Below are 22,491 nucleotides of genomic sequence, written 5' to 3'. Positions count from 1 at the left end.
GAGAAGATTTAACAGATTTCATGGCTAAGCTTACGCCGTGAACCTGATGATGGAGATGATTGCTTTGCCAAATTACGCAGATATCAACGGACGACCGATGAAGAAGCTGCAAATACAACAATACCTGCGCAAGCTGCAGCTCAACGACTTCGAGCCAGCTGTTAATTTAGCAACCCTGACTAAATTACAGGACGCGCACCTCAAATATATCCCCTACGAAAATTTTGACTGTCTTAACGGCAAAATCACCTCGCTTAAACGCCAGGATATGTTCAACAAGGTTATTATGCACAACCGCGGTGGCATCTGCTTTGAGCTGAATGGTTTGTACAACTGGCTTTTGGAATCCCTGGGTTTTGAGGTGACCAGCTACGCTGCCCGCTTTATTGACAAAATGGAAACCTACCAGCTGCGCCGTCACCGCGTAATGTGTGTAACGCTGGGCGATAAGCGTTATCTGACTGACGTCGGTATGAACAGCGAAAGTCCGCGTGTACCGTTGGAAATTTTAGAAGGTCTGATTCAAAGTGATGGCATCAGCCAATACAAATTCACCCGCAGTGAATTTTGGGGTTGGCTGCTTTGGCAGAAGGAACGCGGCAAAATCTGGAAGCGCCTCTTTGGCTTCACTGAAGAGCCTCAGATAGACAAGGATTTTATTACCGCCAGCTTCTGGTGTGATGCTCATCCAGATTCACCGTTTATCAAAAGTAAAAAGCTGTCTATTTTCCGCGAGGACTGCAATATTACCATTCGCGGTAACTATTTAAAATTTTATTTGGGCGGTCGCGTAAAGTACCGCTATAAAATCAACACCGGTGCCGAGCTCAAGGAAATTCTTTGGGAGTATTTCGGTATTAATGTAGACTACCGCCTCAAGGATGACGGTATAGAATACTAAGCCGACAGGAGATTTGTAAAATGCCTGATTTATTTTTTCCCAGTTATACCAAAAAAATACTGTCTGCCTTGAACACTGCCGGCTATGAAGCCTATCTTGTCGGCGGTGCCGTGCGTGATCTGCTTTTGGGTAAATCACCGGATGATTACGATATCACCACCAATGCTCTGCCTGAGCAGGTTTTGGCAGTTTGCAAGCAACATGATTGGAAAACTGTTGACCAATTAGGTCACAATTTCGGCTGCGTAGTCATCGTTATCAACGGCGTTGCTACCGAAGTAACAACCTTTCGCGGCGAACGCTATAATGATGACGATATGCATCGCCCTGCCGCAACCTGGTTTTGCAGCAGTCTGCGCGAGGATTTGAGCCGCCGCGATTTCACAGTCAACGCTATGGCGCTGTCCCTAGACGGCACATTATATGACTACTTTGGCGGTCAGCAGGATTTGCAGCAGAAAATTTTACGTACTGTAGGTAACGCTACGCAACGCTTCCATGAGGACGCGCTGCGTATGCTGCGTGCCTGCCGCTTTGTGGCACAGCTCGGCTTTACGTACGAGCAGGCAGGCTGCGAAGCACTGCCTGCCTGCGGTGCGCCGAATACACCCTACTATCTGCCGCATGGCTACAGCTTTCCGGTTGAACGCTGCGCCGGCCTTTCATTGGAGCGTGTGCGCAAGGAACTGGAAAAGCTCATTACCGCTAAGCATGCAGGCAAGGGCCTGATGCTGATGATGGCAACAGGCCTTTTATGTGCAAGCTGTCATGCCCGTGAAAACGGCAACGATACTGTTATTCCCATTCTGCCGGAAGCGCTGCACCTTTTAGGTCTGCACCAAAATCCGCGCTTTCATTTATATGACACCTGGGAGCACACACTGCTGGCTATTGACAACAGTCCGCGCGATTTAGCCATCCGCTGGGCGTTGGTGCTGCACGATTTAGGCAAAGGCTTGCCTGAAATCCGCAAGCTGAACAAAGAAGGTCAGCCTTCTGACCCTGGGCACGAAGCTAAAAGTGCCATCATGGCTCAAGCAATTTTAACGCGCCTTGGCTACAACAACAGCTTCGTACATCTGGTGACCTGGCTGGTAGCGCAGCATATGCGCTTCGCGCCTATGCTGCTCACTGGCGAGCGCACCCTGCTGCGCTGGGTGCGCAGCGAAGCTGCCAACTCCGGCTTCCGCACGCAGGCAGAACTGGCGCAGGCCTACAGCCTGTTGGTCGAGGTTTTTCTTGCAGACATGGGCGCAACCCACGCCCGCGAAAACGAACAGCTGATGGCCGAAGGACGCCTTTTAGGCCGTCAGGTTGTGGAGCTGGTACGCACACGCATGCCTGTATGCAGCAAGGACCTTGCCATCGGCGGACGCGAGCTCTTGGAGCTTGTCCCCCAGGCAGAAATCAAAAATATTCTTACCTACCTGCTGGAACGCGTACAATCCGGTAATCTTCCCAACGAAAAAGAAGCTTTGCTCACAGCAGTTCATAAGCATCTTAAGCGCAAAACTACAATCAGTTCAGGAGACAACATATGAAAACAAAACGCATTTTATTGGCCGTTGTTTGTCTGCTAGTCATTTTAGGCGGTCTTAATTATCTTTTGCAGCAATCCCCTATGCCTATCGGCGCACCCGGCAGCACACCGGTAGCCGGTGCCGCACAATTCGCAGGCAAGCATGATATCAAGGATTCGCCCTACTTTAAGCACCCAGATTTTTACAATATGCAATCTGATGAGCATCTTACCCTTCTGCCCAAGTTTGCCACTACACAGCAAATCACTCATTATACCTGTGGTCCGGCAGCAGCGAATATGGTTGTAAAATATTACAAGGGCAAGACTCTTGACGAAGAGCTGGCCGTTGCCAAAATCATGGGCAGCAGCAAAACAGTCGGCACTAATCCCAAAGGCATGGTGCATTATTTTGAGAAAATAGGTTGGGATGTTCATTCCTCTATCAAAGATAAAACTCCCGACAGCTATAAGAATTTCCTTAAATTTGTCGAGAGCAATCTGAAAAACAACACACCTATTATTGTAGAAAACGTTGATTGGGGCGGACACTGGCGCGTAATCATCGGTTATGACAGCATGGGTACCGCATATCAAAGTGATGACGTACTGATTATGGCCGATCCCTATGATACTACCGACCATCTGCAGGACGGCTACAGCATTGTACCGGCAGAACGCTTCTTCTATATGTGGTTTGACCACCAGCTTTTCCCGCAAAGTGAGCAAAAACGCCAATGGCTGACCGCTAAACCGAAGGCCTGAAAATATTTAAGCATCTTTCCGTAACGTTTTTCCCACTTTTCAGCATCACTTTTGTCACGTTTTCCCTAAAATAAAACCGTTGCCGCAAATTCCCTGCAGCAACGGTCTTTTATTTTACATGGATAAACTTTTAGCTTGCAGCTTCCTGCTCCGCTCCGCGCACATGCGTGAAATAGGAGTACACTGCTACGCTCATAAGCACGCAGCCGGCAAATACAAGCACATAACGCGAGCTCATAAAGCTGCCCAAGGCACCGCCAACAAGCGGTCCTACAACACCGCCAAACTGCTGCGCGCTCGTAACCAGGCCAAAGGCCTTACCGCGCATATTAGCAGCAGTAACACGCGTCAGGTTAGCATTGATATTAGGCACAGCACCTGCCAGGAACAGGCCGTAAACAAACTGAATAGCAGCAAACTGCCACACAGTATTGATGAACACCTGGAAAAGATTAATAAAACCGGCAATAAAGGTTACAATGCAGAAAACGCGCACATAACCGAAGCGTTGGCCGCGTTTTCCCCAAAACGGCGCAGCCAAAATGCCGGTAATGCCGGACAGCGAGAAAACTACACCGGACATCTTGATAGCAGCATCACCCATATCATGCATCAGCTCGCCTACGTACAAGGTAATCAGCGGCTGAATCAGCATCACGCAGGTCTGTACTACAAAAAACATAGCCATAATATACAGCAGGCCCTTGTTATGCAAAGCGTTCTTTAAATCTGCCAGCAGATTGCTTGCTTCGCGCGCGCCCTTATTCAGTACGGACATATCCTTCACGATAAATACTACGGCACTAGTTGCAATAAATAAGGCAAAACTGCCTACATAAAACGAAGCACGCATGCCAAACCAGCTGCTCAGATAACCGCCCATCAACGGTCCCATGATGGTACCGCTTGCTACCGCAGTCTGCATCAGTCCCATACCCCAGCCCATGCGCTCCTCCGGCAAGGATGAAGACGCCATCGACATACAGGCAGGCACAAAGCCGGCGACAACACCGCACACAATGCGCACCAAAAGAAGCTGATAGACATCCTGGCAGACACCGGTAAGAAAATAGGTCAGCGCCAGGCCATAGCCGGCGCGAATCGCCATCTTCCTCTGCCCGACATGGTCAGCCAAAGCTCCCCAATACGGTGCCATCACAGCCGAACCCATAAAGGTGACAGCAAAGGTAATACCTGCCCAGAAGTTAACGTCAGGCTGAGCAACATACAACTCACGCAAAAGATAAACAGGCAAAAACGGTATGCACATCGTATAGCTGGCACAGCATAAAAATACACCCAGCCACAATACCGGCAAATTTGCCTTCCAATTGCCTTTGTTGTTAGAAGTAAAAGCTTGTCTTGACATTTTATCTCCCTCTCATCTCTCTAATTGCTATTATAACACATTGCAGGCAGATAGTCACAGTAGATAAATGCCGAAGCTTTTTCTTTCTAGACAATAGATACACTTTTAGCGTATAATATTCTTTAGATTAAATTCGTATTGTTAGCGATAAAATAAACCGCTGGCAACTTTATCAGCGTAAAAATCAAAATGCAGACTTTAAGCCTGTAAAGGAGAGTGCAGAATTTGAAACCTTATAGCATGCAAGAATTAGAAGAATGCGGCTTTTTATCAAAAATATTCGGCAGCAAGCCTACCGAAAACGGCTGGAAGGAGCTCAACAATCTGTTGGCAGAAGCACCCGATGCTTTAGCTGTCAGTGCCGATGATGTGCATCACGCTCTGAAAAAATGGGGCGTAAAATTCAATGATGATAATTTCAACCAACGCAGTGGTATTTACCGTAAGTTGGCAGATGTTATCTTCACTGAAGTACAAACTAAAGAAGACAGCCTTTGGGCGCAGCTTGCACACTTAGCTGAAATTTTGGAGCTGCCGCCGCATCTGGCAAAGCAGGCTGATAAGGCAGCCAAAACAGCTGCTTATTTTGTCCGTTGCCGTGATTTGCTTGCAGGCACCGAAAAGCTGGATATCAAACAATTGAATGAGTTATTCGGCTATGACTACGAAGACAGTCTTTCCATGCGTAAGCAGGTTTTTCAGGCTCACTTCAATCAGAAGTTTGACGAAATCAGCAGCGCACAGCGTTATACTCTGGAAGAAGAAGCTGCCCTGCGTGCCGATTGCGCAACATTGGATATCCCTTACGAATTAAAGAATAATATTGTCAGCGCTCTGGAAAAATACCGCAGCCTGTGGAATGCAGAGCATATGCCTTTAGGTGATATCAAGCAGGATGCCTTCCCGCTCAACCCTGGCGAAATCTGCCACGCCTATACCAACTGCGGTCTATGCCAAAACAAAATGATAGAACGCGAGGACAATTACTATGAGCTGACACGCAAATTCCGCATTGATGAAACCGTTGCCTTCAAGGGCGAAAAAATCGAGCATCCCAAATTCACCGAGGAAATGACTATTATTGAAGAGCTTGGCATGTTCTTCCTTACTAACCAACGTTTAGTTTACATTGGTAAGAAAAACGCCTTCCACATCCCGCTCAACGTTCTCAGCGGTGCTGATTTTGACGGCATCAACCTTGTAACCTTCCATCACACCGATGGTACCGACAGTATCTTTAAATTTAGTGATGAGGCTGCCGGAGTTTTATACATTCTGTTCGAAAGAACTTTAAAAGCTGCTAAAGCTTAAAACAGCATATATACAAAATACCCCTGCAGAAATTTTTCTGCAGGGGTTAAATTTTTATCAGCTATAAAATTTACAAGACAGCTTAAGCCGTCAAAGAATTACATGCACTCTTTGATTGCTTTAGCCATGCGTTGAATACCTTCAACAATGCGGTCATCCGGCATGTTGGAGTAGTTGATACGCATGCTGCGGTCAGTCTTTTGGTTCGGATAGAAGGCATCACCGATAACGCCGGCAACCTTCATCTCGATGCATTTGTTGAATACTTTGCGTGCGCTTACGCCTTCAGGGAAGGTCAGCCACAGGAACAGACCACCTTCCGGATGAGTCCATTCGGTGCCTGCCGGGAAGTATTTCTCCATGGATTCGAGAATCAGATCGCGACGATGTTTGTACAGAGCAACGATTTCTTTAACGTGTTCGTCCAGATCATATTGTTCCATGTAAGCATCTGCAACGCCTTGGTCAAAGTTAGAGGTATGCAGGTCAGCGCTTTGTTTAATTTTAACAAACTCGCTCAGCAGGCTGTGCTCAGCAGCAATCCAACCAAGACGCAGGCCCGGGCAGAAGATTTTGGAGAAGGTGCCCAGGAACATAACCAAGCCTTTGGTATCCATAGATTTCAGGGACGGCAGGATAGTGCCTTCATAGCGCAGTTCGCCGTACGGATTATCTTCGAGTACCGGCAGGTTGTGTTTATTAACAACTTCCATGAATTTTTGACGGCGTTCCATGGACCAGGTACGACCGGTCGGGTTTTGGAAGTCAGGAATTACATAGATAAATTTGCAGTTCGGAGTGGTTTCCAGAATTTTATCCAATTCTTCCGGAATCAGGCCACCGTTATCGGTCGGAACCTCAACAAATTTCGGTTGGTAAGCATTGAATGCGTTCAAAGCGCCGAGGTAGGACGGGCTTTCGCACAGAACAACGTCGCCGGGATCCAGGAACAGCTTGCCTGCAAAGTCCAGGCATTGTTGAGAACCGGTGGTAATCAGAATGTCATCGGGATCAACGTTGGTGTGGTATTTATCAGCCATGCGTTTAGCAATTTTGGCACGCAGGGACGGACGGCCTTCGGTAGTTGCATATTGCAGCAGTTGACGACCTTCCTTCAGTACCAGGTCATGAGAAACCTTGGCAATTTCTTCTACAGGGAACAGTTCCGGTGCCGGCAGACCACCAGCAAAGGAAATAATATCAGGCTGAGCAGTTAATTTTAACAGCTCGCGGATTTCAGAAGCTTGCATACGCTCCATACGTGTTGCGAATTTCATGATTAAAAACCTCTCTTCATTGGAAACTATATTATTTTACCGTAACATTTATTGTAGCACTACAGTCTAAAACAAACAAGCAAAATATAGCTTTCGCTTAATTCCGCCTGCTTTTACAATAAATTGTGTTAACTTATTAACGGTTTGCACGGAATTTTGTTTGTTTTAATATTTCAGATACTTCAGCAAACCATCCAGGCCTTCCATGATATCATCATAGGTTACATCAAAATCACCGGTATACCATGGATCGGCAATGCTTGCGGCCTTGCGATTGGTATAATCCAAAAGCAGGTGTACCTTATCCTGCGTATCTTCACCAATTACTCTTCGCAAATTACGAATATTATTGCTGTCCATCACCAGAAGTAAATCATAATATTCGTAGTCACGCTTTGTTACCTGTACTGCATGCTTGCCTGCGACGCTGATGCCAAGCTGCGCCAGCTTATTGCGCGTGCCGTAATGTACAGGATTACCGATTTCTTCTCTGCTTGTCGCTGCCGAAGCAATTTCAAAATCAGCGGCAATACCGCGCTTTTTTACAATGTCCTTCAATAAAAACTCTGCCATCGGCGAACGGCAGATGTTGCCATGGCAGATAAAGAGAATTTTTATCATAATCTCTATATTCCTCCATAAATCTCGAAAATGTTAATATTACAGGGTTTTTCGGCTTATAGGTTTTTCATAAGTCCCTATAAATCGCTGTGACTATACCACTAAGTAGTGTAGTAAACTTAAGCTAATACCCCCATACTTGCTGTTTTCCAAACACCCTGTCTTTTTTCACTTCAGGAAAATAGCTGAACTGTGATAATTTCAACATCGCAGCGTGTGCGTAGCTTGTTTTGGTGTAAATATTAAGTGTAACACCCGCATCCTAGTTACCCATCAGATACTGAAGGTTTTTAATGTCCATGCCGTCGTTTGCATAGTCAATGCAGAAGGTGTATCGGAACACACGGGGAGTAATGTGAAGCAGAGGGCTATCTGGAAGAAGTTTCTTGTACTTCTCCATCGCCCAACACATCTCATTTTCGATGTGTAATGCTACTTTCAGATTACCGTTCTTGTCTAGCATGATTAAGCCGCTGTAACCGTCTACCATACCTTGACCTTAGGACGGCGCTCCAGCTTTTTTCAAAGAGCCATAAACCGTTTCGTTCATTGACAGGATGCGGCGGACGTTGCGTGGCATCTTTATGCCCCACTCATAGATTTCTATTGTATGATTGGCGCTCATATCTTGGACTATTCTAATAAAATCAAAAACAATAATTTTCTACATCCTTTACAGATATTCTATATGAGGATGTTGTCGTCGGTGTTCCACACCTCTTTATATATTCATAAAAATTTTTACTTTGAAGTATTCTTTTCGCTTCATCTAATTCCAGCTCATCATTTTTCAAAGCCCTTATATACATCCCTGCATATGGAACAGATTTACAACCTACAGTATAAACTTGTACGTTATTTGTAATAACCACTGAAATAATCAACTTGTCCACAAATACATTACTTATAGCTTGAATCCTGCCATACTCAAACCATTGTACACCTTCACTGGATTTACGTTTTAAAAGACCTTCTTTATGGCTTTTTAAATATGAATAACATTCCGGAAATTGGCTTTGAAACTCACTTTCTTCATAGGAAGAAACTTTTTTATCCCTAAATTTATAAGGAAAAATTATCTTATCACGCTTCTGGGTATTTTGAAATTTTTTCTCACTTTTTATACTTACTGCATCAAATACTATTTCCTTTTCAACCATTCCACCATCAAGATAATAAAATGAGTCATCCTCCTCTTTAGCTTCGAAAACAAATGCCTTATTATACAAAGTTGCAATACTATTCGACACTTTAAAGTAATCACCAAAACGTCTTAGTCCTTTATGATTTTCTTCAAAAATCCATTTTCCCGTCAAGGAAGTTTTAGACACCCTTTTCTGTACATTATCTTTTCTGACATGGTAATACACATCTTCTCTATTTATCGTATCACACAGGATAATAATCGAAGACGTAACTGTATTAGGAAAAAGTTGTATTCCTTTATAATCAATAATTCCTTTCAGTTTTTTCTTGATTAAATCTCTTACTTTCTCAGCGTATTTATTCCTAATAACTCCATAAGGAATCAAATATGCTAATTTACCATTCTTAGCTAAATCTCTTATTCCAGCTTCTATAAAGGCATAACAGTAGTCGAAACGTCCCTCTTTGCATGTATCATATTTTTCTTTTACAAAAGTTCTCTGTTTTTCAGACAGATCATGATATGTTATATACGGAGGATTTCCAATAATATAATCATAAGAACTAGAATTACATTTCAAATAGTCTTGCTTGTGTATATTCCAACGAATACCTAATAAACCATATTCTTGTGCGAGGCTATTCAATGTTTCAGTACATTTTTTTATACATATTGAATCCACATCATAACCAGTGATATATCGTTCTAATCCACAGATTATTTGTTCGTTATTATATCCATCTTTCAAAGAGGTTATAATATATCTTCTTACGATTTCCTTTAAAATATTTCCTTCACCACAAGAATTTTCTAATACTGATTTGTTGTACAGATTATCTGAATAACCAATACAATCCAACAATTCATTAACATATTGGGGCGGAGTCGGTACTTGACAATTGTTCGCCATTTTCTTCCCCTTTCAAGTATTCTTTCTTATCAGCGGCATCTACTATCAAATCCTTATATGCTTCGATTAATTCAATAATAATTTTAAAAGTTGTAAAAAAATCCGATTTATCTAACTCAGAACGATCACCATGAACAACATGATGGCGTTTTTCTAACAATGAACTATCGATATATGTAGCTTTTGTTTCAAATATATCGGAATCAACCCCTATTGTTTCCAATATTTCTTTTAGTTCTTTAGAACTTGGGTTTGAATGTGTTGAAATAAATGGATTGTTTTCATCATATTTTTCTTTAAATGTCCTTGTCGCAAGGGCATCATATGTCATAAGTAATCTTTTATGAACACTGTGTTTTTCTGACAACGAACAAGATTTAAATTCTTTTTTCATTTTTAAAGCTGCAAAATTTTTTTTCAACTCACTATATGGTTTCTTTTGTTCAGCAACATATCCTATATAGCAATTCGATGCTCTCTTTATAAAACCTTCAAAATGAGCACATAATAAAGCAATTCCTGCTCTGAGCAAAATAGGTTTATTTACTTCATCTTTCTCTACTAGAATTTTAAGAGAAAACATTTCTTTTTTTCTCCAAGCAAGGTCTTGCATTAAAAGTTCTTCTAATGTTTCTACCGTTTTTATCTTTGTGTTACCTGCCACTTAGAAAATTCTCCTTACTAAATTCTACCATTTTTTTGATTCTTGCAACCGGCCTAATTCCTCTTTTTGTTGCCGCAAGGTACTGTTCAGTGTCATATAATTCTTTTATTGCTTGTTCAAGTTTCTTTTTATTTTTTAGATAATACTCAATATTATTGGTCAACCCCGGAATAACCGCTTCATATGCACCAACCAAAACAGCACCACAACTTTTACCCTTTTCTTTATCATATTTTTTGAATGTGTTTTCACCCATCACTTCATATAGTAAATCAAAGGTCTTTTTAAACAGTTCTTCTTCTTTTTCGAAATCAATGTTATCGTCATTTATTAATTCCAGAATTTCATCTGTCAAAAAGTTATTATAGTTTTCAGAATCACTTATTTTAAATTTAGAATATCTAAGTACAAAATATTTTACTACAAGTTCTAAATACCCCTGTTCTTCTGAATCTTTCTCGGAAATAGGAACTGAGTTCTTAAAGTTCTCGTATTTACTCATATCTAGTAGTTTTTTATAAATTTCTTCGTTCTTCATCACTAAAATACAATTGCGAATTTCCTGTGGGCTTAAATGACTTCCACCTGTATTTAAGCGCTGAAACATTTCATATTGCGCAAATTCATCACTACTTTTATCGATGATTATTATGAGAATTTTTGATCTTTTTATATATCTACGCTGGGCATCTGTTAAAGAAATACTTTCGTTCTCATTATCCCAATATTTTCCTTCCAAAGCTGGTAAAAACTTTGTTCGAGTCAAAGGTTCACTTTCAACAAATTCTTCTCCATCCTCATCTTTAGAGTCTTTTTTCAAAATACCCATAAATTTAAAAATAGTTGATAATCGCTGTTGCCCATCTATCAAATTCCACTTACCATTTTCATTTTGATATACATAAATAGGTGGAATAGGAATATTCAACAGTATAGATTCAATCAATGCAGACTGTTGCGCTATATCCCAACGAAACATTCTTTGATATATAGGATTGATTTTCAAATCACCGTCTTGATAAAGATTGGATAATTCTCCTATTGACATCGGATAATTATCAGTTTTAATTGCTTTAGCCATCAAATCTATCTCTTTCTGCAAAGTATTTTCCATTTAGTTTATACCTCCTAATTTCATCTTATTAACATATAGCAGTCTCTATTTACGCAACCTCTTTATATCGTGTATAAACATATTCATAAATATGCTGGCGGTACACAGAAATACTTACTTCATCGTAACATTCCGGCAGCTCTGCCCACAGCGTATCACGAATCAGATTATCCACTGCAGCTTTTGTTTCCTGCTTGTCTGTCCAGTGATCCAGCTCAGAAATCTTTATCTTTATTTTCTGAAGCAGAGTAGCAGCAACCTCTTTCAATTTCTTGATATCGTTCTTGCTTAAATCTTCACGGAACAACATATCATAAAGTGAAAGTTCCTCATCACTGTTGAATCCTTCACGAGCATAACGTTGTTTTTCCTGATTCATGCTGTTTGCCAAATCCATCAAATCCATAAAGGTCTTTTCAATGGTTGCTCTGTCCTGTTCACTGTTATAATCATCAATAATCTGCTGATATCGTTCGTAATAATTGATACGCTCCGGATTAGTAAATAACATCCGATCTAATTTCATCTGGATAAGTTCTTCCAAATCTTTCATTACCAAATTCTTTTTCTTCACTTTGGCAAACTCTCTGCGGAGCAAGTCAAAGTCAATCGCACTAATGTCAAAGCGGCGTTGTTCTTCATGTACCATTGAAGGCATGTGCTTAATTTCTACATAGGAACCGATAATAGCATTGATCTGCACCATCAAATCAGTTGTATTGACGTGCTTACGCTTTTTCTGCAGTTCAGCATAAATTGCTGCAATTGCTTCGTATTCCTTACGAGTATGGCCGGTAACATCATCACGGTCAGTATATTTCATAAGGCGCTTCAGTTCTGATGCATAGGTAGTAAATGTCTTCTTATCTTCAATCGTTCCACAGACTGCATTAGCAGCTTCCTGCAGATATGATAATTTCATAAAATCATAAGCATCTATCAGCATCTTCAAATCAAAATCGTTTTCCAGTAAAAATGCTTTTGCTTTGGAGATAGTTTCAATAATACGAGCAATCAGCTCATCTTTATCTACAGTCGGATCTGTTCCACCTTTACCGCCAACATTGGCTGTATAGTCTGCCAAAGCCTTTCTGAGCGCCTTTACAATGCCAATATAGTCAACAATCAAACCATTGCTCTTACCTTCGCTGACACGGTTTGCACGAGCAATCGTCTGCATTAAAGTATGTGCTTTCAACGGCTTGTCCAAATACAGACAGGACAAACACTTCACATCAAAACCGGTAAGCCACATCGCACAGACGAAAACTACACGAAGCGGATTCTTGGTATCTTTAAATTCTTTATCCAATTCACGCTTTTCCATCTTTGCACGATGATATTTAATATCCAAATCCCACTTCTTGAAAGTCTGAATTTCGTTCTGTTCCTGACTGATAACAACAGCCATTTCTGTTTCCTGCATCCATTTCAGCTTGCGTTCCAATTCCTGTGCTTCCTGCTGAGTGGCTGTTTTTATTCTAGCTTTCAGCTTTTTGATTTCTTCTTTCCAGTATTCCTTCACATAATTGTACATACGGACACAGGTAACCTTATTCAGACAAACAAACATGGCTTTACCGCTTGTCCATAAATCTGAATAATGATTCACGAAATCACGAGCGATTGATTTTAATCTCGGTTCTGCTGTCAGCAAATGTATTTCTTTTGCAAATTCTGCTTCCAATTTGTCCTGCTGATCCACATCAAGGTCAGCATTTTCGATTGCATCCAGAATCTGCTCTGTAATTTCAGGGTTATGTAAGTCCACAATCTTTTCGCCACGATTTTCATAATAAAGTGGAACTGTCGCACCGTCCTCTACTGCTCTCTTAAAATCGTAAACAGAAACGTAACCACCAAAGGTACGGACAGTAATGTTGTCATTGGACAACAATGGAGTTCCGGTAAATCCGATACGTGCTGCTGTAGGCAGTAATTTCATCATATTATCTGCAAAAATACCATATTGGCTGCGGTGAGCCTCATCAGACATAATAATAATATCGTGGTCCGGATAAATCGCTTCCGCATTTGGTTTATTAAACTTCTGAATCAGCGTAAAGATAAAGCTTGGATTACCTTTCAGCTTCTGCACAAGGTCATCGCCACTTGTCGCAATAAACTGCGATGCTTTTGATTTACCAAGCAATCCACAGTTTTCAAAAGTATCACTAATCTGAGAGTTCAGTTCTTCACGGTCGGTCAGAATAACAAAAGTCGGTGAACCTTCAAATTTTCTACGCACTTTCTGTGCAAAAAATACCATAGAATAGCTCTTACCTGAACCCTGGGTATGCCAGAAAACACCCAATTTACCATCATTCAATTTTCTTGCTGCATAGGCTTTCATTGCCTCATTTACTCCAAGATATTGATGATTTCTGGCAAGGATTTTAGCTGTATGTCCACCGGAGTGGTCATACAGAATAAAGTTTTCAAACAAATCAAGGAAGTTTTCTTTCTTGCAAATACCACGAAGCATTGTTTCAAGGGCAACGCTACCTTGATCTTCTTCTGCAAGTCGCTTCCACTCATGGAAAAACTCATACTTACTGCCAAGAGTACCTACCTTCGCCTCTGTACCATTAGACAGCATAAGAAACGCATTGTAATAAAACAAATGCGGAATTGTATCCTGATAATCTGTATAATTATCATCGTATGCGTTCTGCACATCGACTGTATTCTTTTTCAGTTCTACAAACAACAATGGAATACCATTAACAAAACCTACAATGTCTGTTCTGCGGCGATATAAATCACCATAGATTTTCAATTCTTTGATTGCAAGAAAATAGTTATTTTCTGGATTTTGAAAATCAATCACAGAAGCCTTCTTGGTTTCAGTTTGTCCATTCGGTTTCTTCATTGTTACAGGAATACCGTCACGAATCAAAAAATATTTCTCCTCATTCACCTGCAGCAAGGAAGAAGTGGACAATCTCTGTTCCAATATCTTCTGTGCTTCAGAAATCTGACTGTCATTAATCCATGGGTTCAGTTTTTTCAATGCTTCACGAAAGTATCGAGTAAGCAGTATTTCTTTGTAGCTTTCTCTACCGAAAGTGCCGTTTTTTCCTAAGATTTCTGTATTGTAAGCAAACCGAACATCCCAGCCCAGTTCATCACGGAGCAGATTACCGGCACTTTCTTGAACAAGTATATTTTCGGAATAATCGTAGCTCATAACTTGACACCTCCTAACACCATACCAAGATAAATTACATAACCTATCATTTCATACAATCAGACTATTGTTGCACCTCAATTTCTCCACTCATAAGTTTAGGAAGGAGTCTGTCTCTAGCCTGTTCAGCCTCTTTAATCTGCCTTTCTAATATAGTTTTCATTTCAAATATTGGTGATGTTATTCTTTCAAATTGTTCCAACACTGTATCGGTAGGATGAAGTATATCTATCCCCTCAAGGATTTTCACTGTCATGCTAGGAACAGCCGCTCCAATGTTAAACGAATACATATCGAGTCCTTTTAGAAATAGATATGTATATTTTGCTACATTTTCCAGCTTGGGTATTGAGAAAAACATAGTATCTATCGTCCAAAAATCGCCGGAAACCAACAGAATATTATTTAGCGAACCCTTTCTTGGAATAAGCACTGACTCTCCAGAATATAGAATAGGCTTAACATATCGCATAACTCCACCGGAACCATATACCGGAATATTGCCATCAGCCAATGCCTTATGATCTTTTCCATACTTTACTTCCAGAAAATCTGTAACCTTAGTTTTCTTCCACCCCTCCGGCACACCATCGATAACAGCCACATCCTCATATCCCGGAAAACGTAAATCCACAAACCATTCCTTATATAGACGTTGTGCTGCTTCTTCAAGAAGTTTGATTTGTTTTTGGTTGTTCTCGATTAAATCATCATACACAGATAATATGGAAACTATCTTATCTTGTATTTCAATATCTGGTGCAGGAAATTTAATGGTGGATAATTTTTTCCATGAAAGGTTATCTTGAGCAGTTCCCTGTGATATTTTTTTACAGTCTCTTTGAAGAATATCGAATGCGTATTTTACAAATTTTACGTTTGATACACCTTCATAAGGAATGAACCCCATTACACTATCAGGAAAACAAGCATCTATTCCTAAAATAGTCGTATCAGCAATGTTTGCGGCGATAGTAATACACAAAGTCCCAGCAGGCCACAGTTTACTCTGAGCCAACCCTTTGTCACTGTATGTTTCAGTATACTCATTCAGATATAATCCTGCAGCTTTAACATCCGCAGTTTGTATGAATGGATATTTACCACCAAATAATGTTTTATCGTTTCTAGGCCTATGTTTCGATTTGCCTCTTGAAATAGACCCAAGTTTATCTAAAGTTACATAATCCCAACTCATAGTCCCATTTCCTTCATATTTTGCGAGATGATATCCATAAGATTGTTTGATTCGACTTGTAATAACAATAATTCACGATGAATTTCTGCCATGCGTTCTTCAAAATCCACGCCGTCATCTTCTACCGGTGCTACACCTACATAAGCTCCCGGTGTCAAAGACCATCCTTTTGCTTCAATTTCAGAAATATCGGCAACTTTACACAGGCCAAGAACATCACTATATACACCATCACCGAATTTTTCATACAGCCAGCATGCTTCTTTTGCAATGGTGATTTCTTCATTCTTTTCTGCAATCATATTGTCATATTCAGCCTGAATACGCTTTTTATCATTACGGCCTGCATTTTCTATTTCAATTTTAGCACGTTTCTGCAGGTCTTTCAGCTCGTCCATCAACTGATGCAGGATATCTTCAAAGGAATCATCGCCCAATACAGCTCTATATTCTTCCAATAACGCTGTGTACTTCGCAGTCTCTCCACGATAGAGCCATACAATCGCATTCATATTCTTCAGTTGCCACTCGGACCATTCATTCAGTGTACGGTCAACCACAGTGTAGTAGTTGCGTGCATCAATAAACAGAACTTTATCTTTAATAGCTTCACTTTTCCCCTTATCAAAGAACCACAGAGAACATGGCAGAGATTTTGTATAGAAGAAGTTGTTACCTACGCTGATCATAGCATCTACATGACCTGTTTTTACTAATTTCTGACGAATATCTTTGTCTTTTCCCTGGCTATCTGTTGCAGAAGATGCCATGACAAAACCGGCACGACCATGCTCGTTTAGATAACTGTAAAAATAGGAAATCCACAAATAATTTGCATTTCCAACCTCTTTGTTCTTGTTAATTCCGGGCATACCAAATGGCAGACGTTTTGCATTTTCGCAAGACTCTGCTTTTACTTTATCAACATTGAATGGTGGATTTGCCATAACATAATCGCAGCAACCATCCAGATTATGAGCATCGTGATAGAAGCTGTTTGCTTCATCACCGGATTTAATAACGCCAGTCAATCCATGAACTGCCATATTCATCAGACACAGCTGTGCATTATATTCCACTTTTTCCTGTCCATAGAAAGTCATGGCGCTGTTCGCATTCATGCCAGATTGATTTACAAAATCGCCGGACTGAATGAACATGCCACCAGAACCGCAAGCAGGGTCAAGCAAGATACCGCTCTTTGGTTCAATAATATTTACAATCATTTTTACCAGTGATTTCGGTGTGAAGAATACACCATCATCAGATGCGATGTTTTTTGCAAACTTGTTGAGAAAGTATTCGTAGATACGACCAATAATATCGCCGCCTACCTCATCCAATGCACTGTTATTAAAGATACGAAGAAGTTCAGACAGCAGTTCATCGGAGAAATCTGTATAACTCTTTGGCAATACACCTGTAAGTTGTTCACTCTGATCTTCAATCAGCTGCATCGCATTATTTACAACCTCACCCAGACTGGTCATAGGCTGTCCATCTTTATTAAATAATCCTGCAGCTGAAATATCATCAGGGAGATTCAGTAAGTAGTCGTACTGTGCCTCTTTCAGTAAAAAGAGCGCACTTTTAGCAGCAAAGTCACTTGCTTCTACCGGCATAACTCTGCCACCACGAGACGGACGATTATTCAAAATCTCCGCTTCTACCATTTTAAATCTGCTGTATGCATAACGCAGAAAAATCAATCCCAATACCGGCATACAGTACAGATTGGATGTCAGTTTTGAGCCTGCACGTAGCAAGTCCGCTGATTCCCATAATTCTGCTTCTAATTTACGAATGTTTATCATCTTATTATTCTCCCAAATTATTTTCTATGATACTCTCTAAGATTGCCTACTTTTCTGTAAGCAAATACCTTCTAACCAGTTCTGACAGCATTCTGCTTCTTAGAGTGTCCAATTTTTCATTATATACTCAACTTCTTCTCTCCAAATTCTGCAATCTATGTTGTTATACTTTATATCATTTTTTCTTCTTCAGTTCCTTCGCAACTTCTTTAACACTTTCCAAATAAGCCTGTTCCACCGGAGATAATGTAATCTCTTGATATTTTCGATATTCAGCCTTTGCTTTTTCCAAAGCCTGTTTATGGCTTACAGTACCGGCACCTTCAAGCAATTTGCGATTTCCCGAAGACAGCACCATATCAAGCTGTTTTACATAATCATGCATATACATCGGCTTATGTTCAATAGCATTGATTTCTGCCAAATCAAAATAACCGGATACAAGATTGTTTAAGATTTTCAGTTCATTTTCTTGCAAATAGTTTTTCGCAATACCAATATCTTTTAATGCCGGCAATTCCCCGGAAAATGAAGTAAGCCCCATAAATGGTTTCTCTGCATCTGCTCTTTCATAAATCACTTCAGCGGCAGTATGTCCATGTGCTGCATAATGCAATTTATTTTGCACAATTTTAAAGAATTTTACAGATTCATCACTGCGTGGATCATAGTCAACACTTGTTGCGTACAAATCAAGTACCTGACGATACAACACCTTTTCAGAAGAACGAATGTCTCTGATGCGATCAAGTAATTCTTTCCAATAATTCCCGCCAGCATTTCCTTTCAGTCGTTCGTCATCCATAGCAAAACCTTTAATCATGTACTCTTTCAGCACATTTGTTGCCCAAATTCTGAACTGAACGCCTCGCTGAGATTTCACACGATAGCCAACAGAGATGATAACATCAAGGTTATAATAATCTACGTTATATACTTTCCCGTCTGCGGCAGTTGTTGCGAAATTTGCAACAACTGAATTTCGCTGCAACTCGCCTTCTTCAAAAATCTTCTTGATATGTCTAGATATTGTAGATTTATCTCTCTGAAACAGTTCAGCCATCTGATCAAGAGATAACCAAACTGTTTCCTCCTGCATATTTACATTTATTTTTGTCAAACCATCATCTGTCTGATAGATAATGATTTCTCCATAATTATTCACAGCACTTCTCCTATCTTTTAGACCTTATCTCTATTATAAAACAATTTATCTATCTTTGACAAATCACACTAAATGGTGTGGGACTCCAGAAGCAGACCTTCTTATTTTTTCAGTATCACGAATACAATCTTCTCAATCGTACTCAATCCTAAAATAATCAAGATATGTTTTATATCTATCTTGCGCAGCAAGGCAGGTATCCGTAAGATAACCATTTTCCTTATCCCATTCTTTTAAGCCGCGATAGTAAAACATTTTCAGATTATCCTCTATAATAAACGGAACGATATGATACTTTAGGCACTCTTTAAACATAATCAGCCTGCCAACGCGACCATTACCATCCTGAAACGGATGAATCCTTTCAAAACGCACATGAAAATCTAGAATATCTTTCAACGTCTTACTCTTTTTCGCATTATATTTTGCCAAAAGCGCTCGCATCTGCTCGCTAACCTCTTCCGGTAAAGCGGTATCTCTGCCGCCAACCTCGTTCGGAAGCTTTTTATAATCACCGACAGCAAACCAATCCTTGCGCGCATCACTCGTACCGGTTTTCAAAATAAAGTGTAATTTCTTAATCAGCTTTTCTGATAAAGCAGCCTTTGCCTTATCTATAAGCAAATCAATACAGCGAAAGTGATTAGCAGTTTCAATAACATCGTCTACATTCAGTACTTCATTTTCTACACCAATCGTATTGGTTTCAAAAATATAACGTGTCTGCTCGTGTGTCAGTCTGCTGCCTTCCATATGATTAGAGTTATAGGTCAACTCAATTTGCGTTTTATGATAGATACCGCCTGCATATCTGCTTGCTTTTTCTTCCTGCAGAACCTTTAACAAGCTACGCTCGCTCTGCTTAATTTTATTAACCCGCTCCGGTTTTACTGCCATTTCCGGAATACTCCATACTCGGCCATTCAGTTCTGCTCCCTGCACGCGTCCCTGCGCACAATAATTACGCACGCTGCGCTCGGATATCTGCCACTTTTTCGCTGTTTCCGCTACAGAAAGATACTTCATCTGCTCACCTCCGTTACGTTATATCTAAGAATAGTATAGCATGTTGACGGCAAAAACTTCAATTAATTTGTTTTGACAGCCAATTTTTTTGCCGTCAAAAAGCACTCCGCAATTTTTTTATCATTGCTTTTGGCTTATTTACGTATTCTCACACATAGAAAGAAAATAATCAAGGGACTGTCACCGCAAGTAAGTTTTACTTACGCGACAGTCCCTTTTTGCTTATCAATATTACTTCAGCAGTTCCTTTTCTTCCAGATAGACAGCCAACAGCTGCGCTACCTTATTCACCAGCTTCAGGCAGTTTTTCAAATGCTCACGTGTATTAAACTCGTAAGGCATCAAATCACCGCAGGCGCAGGAGCCGAATTCCTTAGCAAAGCGCTCATGGAATTCCAATGTCAGCGGATAAATTTCTGCCAACGGCTTGTCGCTCGGCTGATTGCGACCGGCCAACGTACTGATGACCATTACGCAGCCTGCCATCGCTCCGCACAAATCGCGCGCATGGCCAATACCGCCGCCAAAGCCGGAGCACAGACGGAAAGCGTTATCATCAATATTCACGCCCGCCTCCTTACGGAAGGTTTCCACAATCGCTTCGCAGCAGTTATAGCCGCTCTTAAAATTGTTGCCTGCTGCCATACCCATTTTTTCGCTAAATTCACTCATGCTTTTCTCCTCCTTGCATAACAATATTAAAATGCTTACTTTTTGTCGTTATCACTTTCCGTCGCATACGGCCAACCGCTCATACCTCCCTCCAGGCTGTAAACATCACGGAAGCCGCGGGCGCGCAGGATAACCTCCGCTTCGTAGCCACGCAAATCAATCTGGCAGGCTGTAACTATTTTCTGTTCTTTATCCATCTTGCTGATATCCGCTGTCCGCAAGGTATCAAGCGGCAGATTTACTCTCGACGGAATATCGGCAATACGCTTAGCTGCTACCTCTGCCGGCGTGCGTACATCAACGAATAAATAATCCTCCTGCGTGCGGTTCTTTTCAAAGTCTACAGGATTAATGCTGCGCAGCTGTCCGTCAAGTTTATTTTGCAGGACATTGGCTGCCGTTGCGATATTCTCAATCGGCGTATTAAACGGCGGAGCATAAGCCAGATCAAGTCCGGACAAATCCTCCAGCGTTGCACCTAAAGAAATTGCCGCCGCCAATGTATCAATGCGCTTCGCTACGCTCGCTCCGACAGCCTGCGCCCCTAATACGCGTCCGCTGCTCTTTTCCGCCAACAGCTTCAGCACAATACGTCCTACTCCCGGCATATAACCCAAACGATCGAAGCCTGGTACAACTACGCTTGCAAAATCAATACCGGCCTGCCGCGCAGTCCGCTCGTTCAAGCCGGTTGCCCCAGCTTCCTGAGCAAAGAAGCGACAAGCGGCAGTTCCCAGGACACCGGGATATTGCTTCCGCGCTCCGCAGATATTATCCGCAATCACGCGGCCATGCTTGTTGGCGGTAGAACCCATAGGCACAAACACCTTGGCTCCGCTGACACGATGAGTATTTTCCGCACAGTCACCTCCGGCATAAATTGCATCATCGCTTGTCTGCAGGTATTCGTTAACCGCAATACAGCCGCTCGGACCTATAACAAGACCGGCCTCGCGCGCCAGCTCCACGTTCGGACGCACGCCGACGGCAACGATAACCAACTGTGCCGGTATTACGCGTTTATCTGTCTGCACTCCGCTAACTTTACCGTTTTCTACGGTAAAGGCACCTGCTCTTTCCTCCAGATAAATATCGAGCAGAGGATTTTTCGTATCACGCAGCAACAGTGCTGCCATATCCTCATCAAGCAACTGTGGCAGCAGTCTGTCCTGCTGTTCCAGAACGCTGGTATGCAAACCGCGGCGCACAAAAGCTTCTGCCAGCTCCAGACCGATAAAGCCTGCGCCGATGATAACTACATCCTTAACGCCGCCTTCGGTAATTTCCTTATCTACTGCTTCAACATCCCACGGGAACCAGAAGCTGTGAATGCCTGCGGCATCAGCATTAGGCAAGGGAAGCTTCACCGGCGTACTGCCGGTTGCCAATACCAGCACGTCATAATGTAGCTGTTTCGGCTCTCCCTTTTCCACATAATGCACGCATTTTTGCACTCTGTCTATTTTTTGCACATTACAGCCACAGCGAGCATCCACGCCCTTCACGGCCGCAAAATAATTACTGTCGCGTAAGGCTCCCTGCGGTGTATGGTCAAAGCTGTCCATGCTCTTAACCTCACCGCTGATAAAATACGGGAAGCCGCATGCGCCATAGCTCAGTTGCGGTCCGCATTCCAGCACGATAATCTCTGCTTCGGCATCCAGCCTGCGCAAGCGCGCCGCCGTTTTCATACCGGCGGCCACCCCGCCGACGATTACTACACGTTTACCCATAATGTCACCTCCAAGAACGAATTTAGCATTGTCTTACTATTATGAAAATTTAACAGTCAAAACAGCTTCTGTCAGCAAATATTACTCTATAATCA

Annotated in this window: 17 protein-coding genes; 4 read left to right on the top strand and 13 right to left on the bottom strand. The window is 41.7% G+C overall.

Going from position 1 to position 22,491, the window contains the following annotated elements:
* Positions 1–55 precede the first annotated feature (55 nt).
* From Q0G26_RS07325 to Q0G26_RS07315, 3 genes are read left to right on the top strand one after another with little or no spacing between them, the layout of a single operon-like run.
* Positions 56–901 carry an arylamine N-acetyltransferase gene (locus Q0G26_RS07325; RefSeq protein ID WP_293829522.1) on the top strand — a complete coding sequence of 282 codons (846 nt, stop codon included), beginning with the start codon at positions 56–58 and terminating at the stop codon, positions 899–901.
* A gap of 20 nt (positions 902–921) precedes the next feature.
* Positions 922–2,442: an HD domain-containing protein gene (locus Q0G26_RS07320; RefSeq protein ID WP_293829458.1), complete on the top strand. Its 1,521-nt coding sequence runs from the start codon at positions 922–924 to the stop codon at positions 2,440–2,442.
* Positions 2,439–3,185: a papain-like cysteine protease family protein gene (locus Q0G26_RS07315; RefSeq protein WP_293829457.1), complete on the top strand. Its 747-nt coding sequence runs from the start codon at positions 2,439–2,441 to the stop codon at positions 3,183–3,185. The genes Q0G26_RS07320 and Q0G26_RS07315 overlap by 4 nt, the downstream gene beginning before the upstream one ends.
* Positions 3,186–3,315: 130 nt before the next feature.
* On the opposite strand, the gene Q0G26_RS07310 is transcribed toward Q0G26_RS07315, so the two are convergent.
* Positions 3,316–4,554 (bottom strand): MFS transporter, encoded by a 1,239-nt coding sequence (locus Q0G26_RS07310; protein ID WP_293829455.1) that lies wholly within the window; start codon positions 4,552–4,554, stop codon positions 3,316–3,318.
* A gap of 225 nt (positions 4,555–4,779) precedes the next feature.
* Between Q0G26_RS07310 and Q0G26_RS07305 the strand changes: the two genes are divergently transcribed.
* Complete coding sequence (locus tag Q0G26_RS07305; protein WP_293829452.1) at positions 4,780–5,865, top strand: hypothetical protein; 1,086 nt, start codon at positions 4,780–4,782, stop codon at positions 5,863–5,865.
* A gap of 98 nt (positions 5,866–5,963) precedes the next feature.
* Here the strand turns inward: Q0G26_RS07305 and Q0G26_RS07300 are convergent, their stop codons facing one another.
* The 12 genes from Q0G26_RS07300 to Q0G26_RS07245 all read right to left on the bottom strand — a co-directional run bounded on the left by Q0G26_RS07300 (position 5,964) and on the right by Q0G26_RS07245 (position 22,396).
* Positions 5,964–7,142 (bottom strand): PLP-dependent aminotransferase family protein, encoded by a 1,179-nt coding sequence (locus Q0G26_RS07300; RefSeq protein WP_249747784.1) that lies wholly within the window; start codon positions 7,140–7,142, stop codon positions 5,964–5,966.
* A gap of 165 nt (positions 7,143–7,307) precedes the next feature.
* Positions 7,308–7,763 carry a low molecular weight protein-tyrosine-phosphatase gene (locus Q0G26_RS07295; RefSeq protein ID WP_293829450.1) on the bottom strand — a complete coding sequence of 152 codons (456 nt, stop codon included), beginning with the start codon at positions 7,761–7,763 and terminating at the stop codon, positions 7,308–7,310.
* 647 nt (positions 7,764–8,410) lie between these two features.
* A complete protein-coding gene (locus tag Q0G26_RS07290; protein ID WP_293829448.1) occupies positions 8,411–9,820 on the bottom strand; it encodes an N-6 DNA methylase in 1,410 nt (469 codons plus the stop codon).
* Complete coding sequence (locus Q0G26_RS07285; protein ID WP_293829446.1) at positions 9,777–10,484, bottom strand: MAE_28990/MAE_18760 family HEPN-like nuclease; 708 nt, start codon at positions 10,482–10,484, stop codon at positions 9,777–9,779. The genes Q0G26_RS07290 and Q0G26_RS07285 overlap by 44 nt, the downstream gene beginning before the upstream one ends.
* On the bottom strand, positions 10,474–11,598 hold the full coding sequence (locus Q0G26_RS07280; protein WP_293829444.1) for a DUF262 domain-containing protein: 1,125 nt from the start codon (positions 11,596–11,598) through the stop codon (positions 10,474–10,476). Before Q0G26_RS07280 ends, Q0G26_RS07285 begins: the two co-directional genes overlap by 11 nt.
* Before the next feature lie 49 nt (positions 11,599–11,647).
* Entirely contained in the window at positions 11,648–14,788 is a 3,141-nt protein-coding gene (locus Q0G26_RS07275) for a type I restriction endonuclease subunit R (protein WP_293829442.1), read from the bottom strand.
* Between the two features lie 64 nt (positions 14,789–14,852).
* A complete protein-coding gene (locus tag Q0G26_RS07270) occupies positions 14,853–15,986 on the bottom strand; it encodes a restriction endonuclease subunit S (RefSeq protein ID WP_293829440.1) in 1,134 nt (377 codons plus the stop codon).
* A complete protein-coding gene (locus Q0G26_RS07265; protein WP_293829438.1) occupies positions 15,983–17,800 on the bottom strand; it encodes a class I SAM-dependent DNA methyltransferase in 1,818 nt (605 codons plus the stop codon). Before Q0G26_RS07265 ends, Q0G26_RS07270 begins: the two co-directional genes overlap by 4 nt.
* Before the next feature lie 175 nt (positions 17,801–17,975).
* Entirely contained in the window at positions 17,976–18,965 is a 990-nt protein-coding gene (locus Q0G26_RS07260; RefSeq protein WP_293689564.1) for a virulence RhuM family protein, read from the bottom strand.
* A gap of 132 nt (positions 18,966–19,097) precedes the next feature.
* The gene (locus Q0G26_RS07255; RefSeq protein ID WP_293829435.1) at positions 19,098–19,991 is read right to left on the bottom strand and encodes a Fic family protein; all 894 of its coding nucleotides are present in this window, start codon (positions 19,989–19,991) and stop codon (positions 19,098–19,100) included.
* A 231-nt stretch (positions 19,992–20,222) separates the two neighbouring features.
* Positions 20,223–20,663, bottom strand: coding sequence for a C-GCAxxG-C-C family protein (locus Q0G26_RS07250; RefSeq protein ID WP_276632730.1), 441 nt, complete (start codon positions 20,661–20,663; stop codon positions 20,223–20,225).
* A gap of 35 nt (positions 20,664–20,698) precedes the next feature.
* Entirely contained in the window at positions 20,699–22,396 is a 1,698-nt protein-coding gene (locus Q0G26_RS07245; protein WP_293829433.1) for an FAD-dependent oxidoreductase, read from the bottom strand.
* Between the last annotated feature and the right edge of the window lie 95 nt (positions 22,397–22,491).

Origin of the sequence: uncultured Phascolarctobacterium sp. (assembly GCF_934190775.1) — a bacterium.
Lineage (GTDB): Bacteria > Bacillota > Negativicutes > Acidaminococcales > Acidaminococcaceae > Phascolarctobacterium_A.
Note: the sequence above shows the minus strand (reverse complement) of the source record. Positions and strands in the feature narration are given on the sequence as shown.

What these genes read in the sequence shown, in the direction of transcription:
- Q0G26_RS07280 (WP_293829444.1), bottom strand. Translation starts at nt 11,598, where the DNA reads ATGGAAAATACTTTGCAGAAAGAGATAGATTTGATGGCTAAAGCAATT.
- Q0G26_RS07310 (WP_293829455.1), bottom strand. Translation starts at nt 4,554, where the DNA reads ATGTCAAGACAAGCTTTTACTTCTAACAACAAAGGCAATTGGAAGGCA.
- Q0G26_RS07245 (WP_293829433.1), bottom strand. Translation starts at nt 22,396, where the DNA reads ATGGGTAAACGTGTAGTAATCGTCGGCGGGGTGGCCGCCGGTATGAAA.
- Q0G26_RS07270 (WP_293829440.1), bottom strand. Translation starts at nt 15,986, where the DNA reads ATGAGTTGGGATTATGTAACTTTAGATAAACTTGGGTCTATTTCAAGA.
- Q0G26_RS07295 (WP_293829450.1), bottom strand. Translation starts at nt 7,763, where the DNA reads ATGATAAAAATTCTCTTTATCTGCCATGGCAACATCTGCCGTTCGCCG.
- Q0G26_RS07320 (WP_293829458.1), top strand. Translation starts at nt 922, where the DNA reads ATGCCTGATTTATTTTTTCCCAGTTATACCAAAAAAATACTGTCTGCC.
- Q0G26_RS07300 (WP_249747784.1), bottom strand. Translation starts at nt 7,142, where the DNA reads ATGAAATTCGCAACACGTATGGAGCGTATGCAAGCTTCTGAAATCCGC.
- Q0G26_RS07265 (WP_293829438.1), bottom strand. Translation starts at nt 17,800, where the DNA reads ATGATAAACATTCGTAAATTAGAAGCAGAATTATGGGAATCAGCGGAC.
- Q0G26_RS07315 (WP_293829457.1), top strand. Translation starts at nt 2,439, where the DNA reads ATGAAAACAAAACGCATTTTATTGGCCGTTGTTTGTCTGCTAGTCATT.
- Q0G26_RS07255 (WP_293829435.1), bottom strand. Translation starts at nt 19,991, where the DNA reads ATGAAGTATCTTTCTGTAGCGGAAACAGCGAAAAAGTGGCAGATATCC.
- Q0G26_RS07325 (WP_293829522.1), top strand. Translation starts at nt 56, where the DNA reads ATGATTGCTTTGCCAAATTACGCAGATATCAACGGACGACCGATGAAG.
- Q0G26_RS07275 (WP_293829442.1), bottom strand. Translation starts at nt 14,788, where the DNA reads ATGAGCTACGATTATTCCGAAAATATACTTGTTCAAGAAAGTGCCGGT.
- Q0G26_RS07250 (WP_276632730.1), bottom strand. Translation starts at nt 20,663, where the DNA reads ATGAGTGAATTTAGCGAAAAAATGGGTATGGCAGCAGGCAACAATTTT.
- Q0G26_RS07290 (WP_293829448.1), bottom strand. Translation starts at nt 9,820, where the DNA reads ATGGCGAACAATTGTCAAGTACCGACTCCGCCCCAATATGTTAATGAA.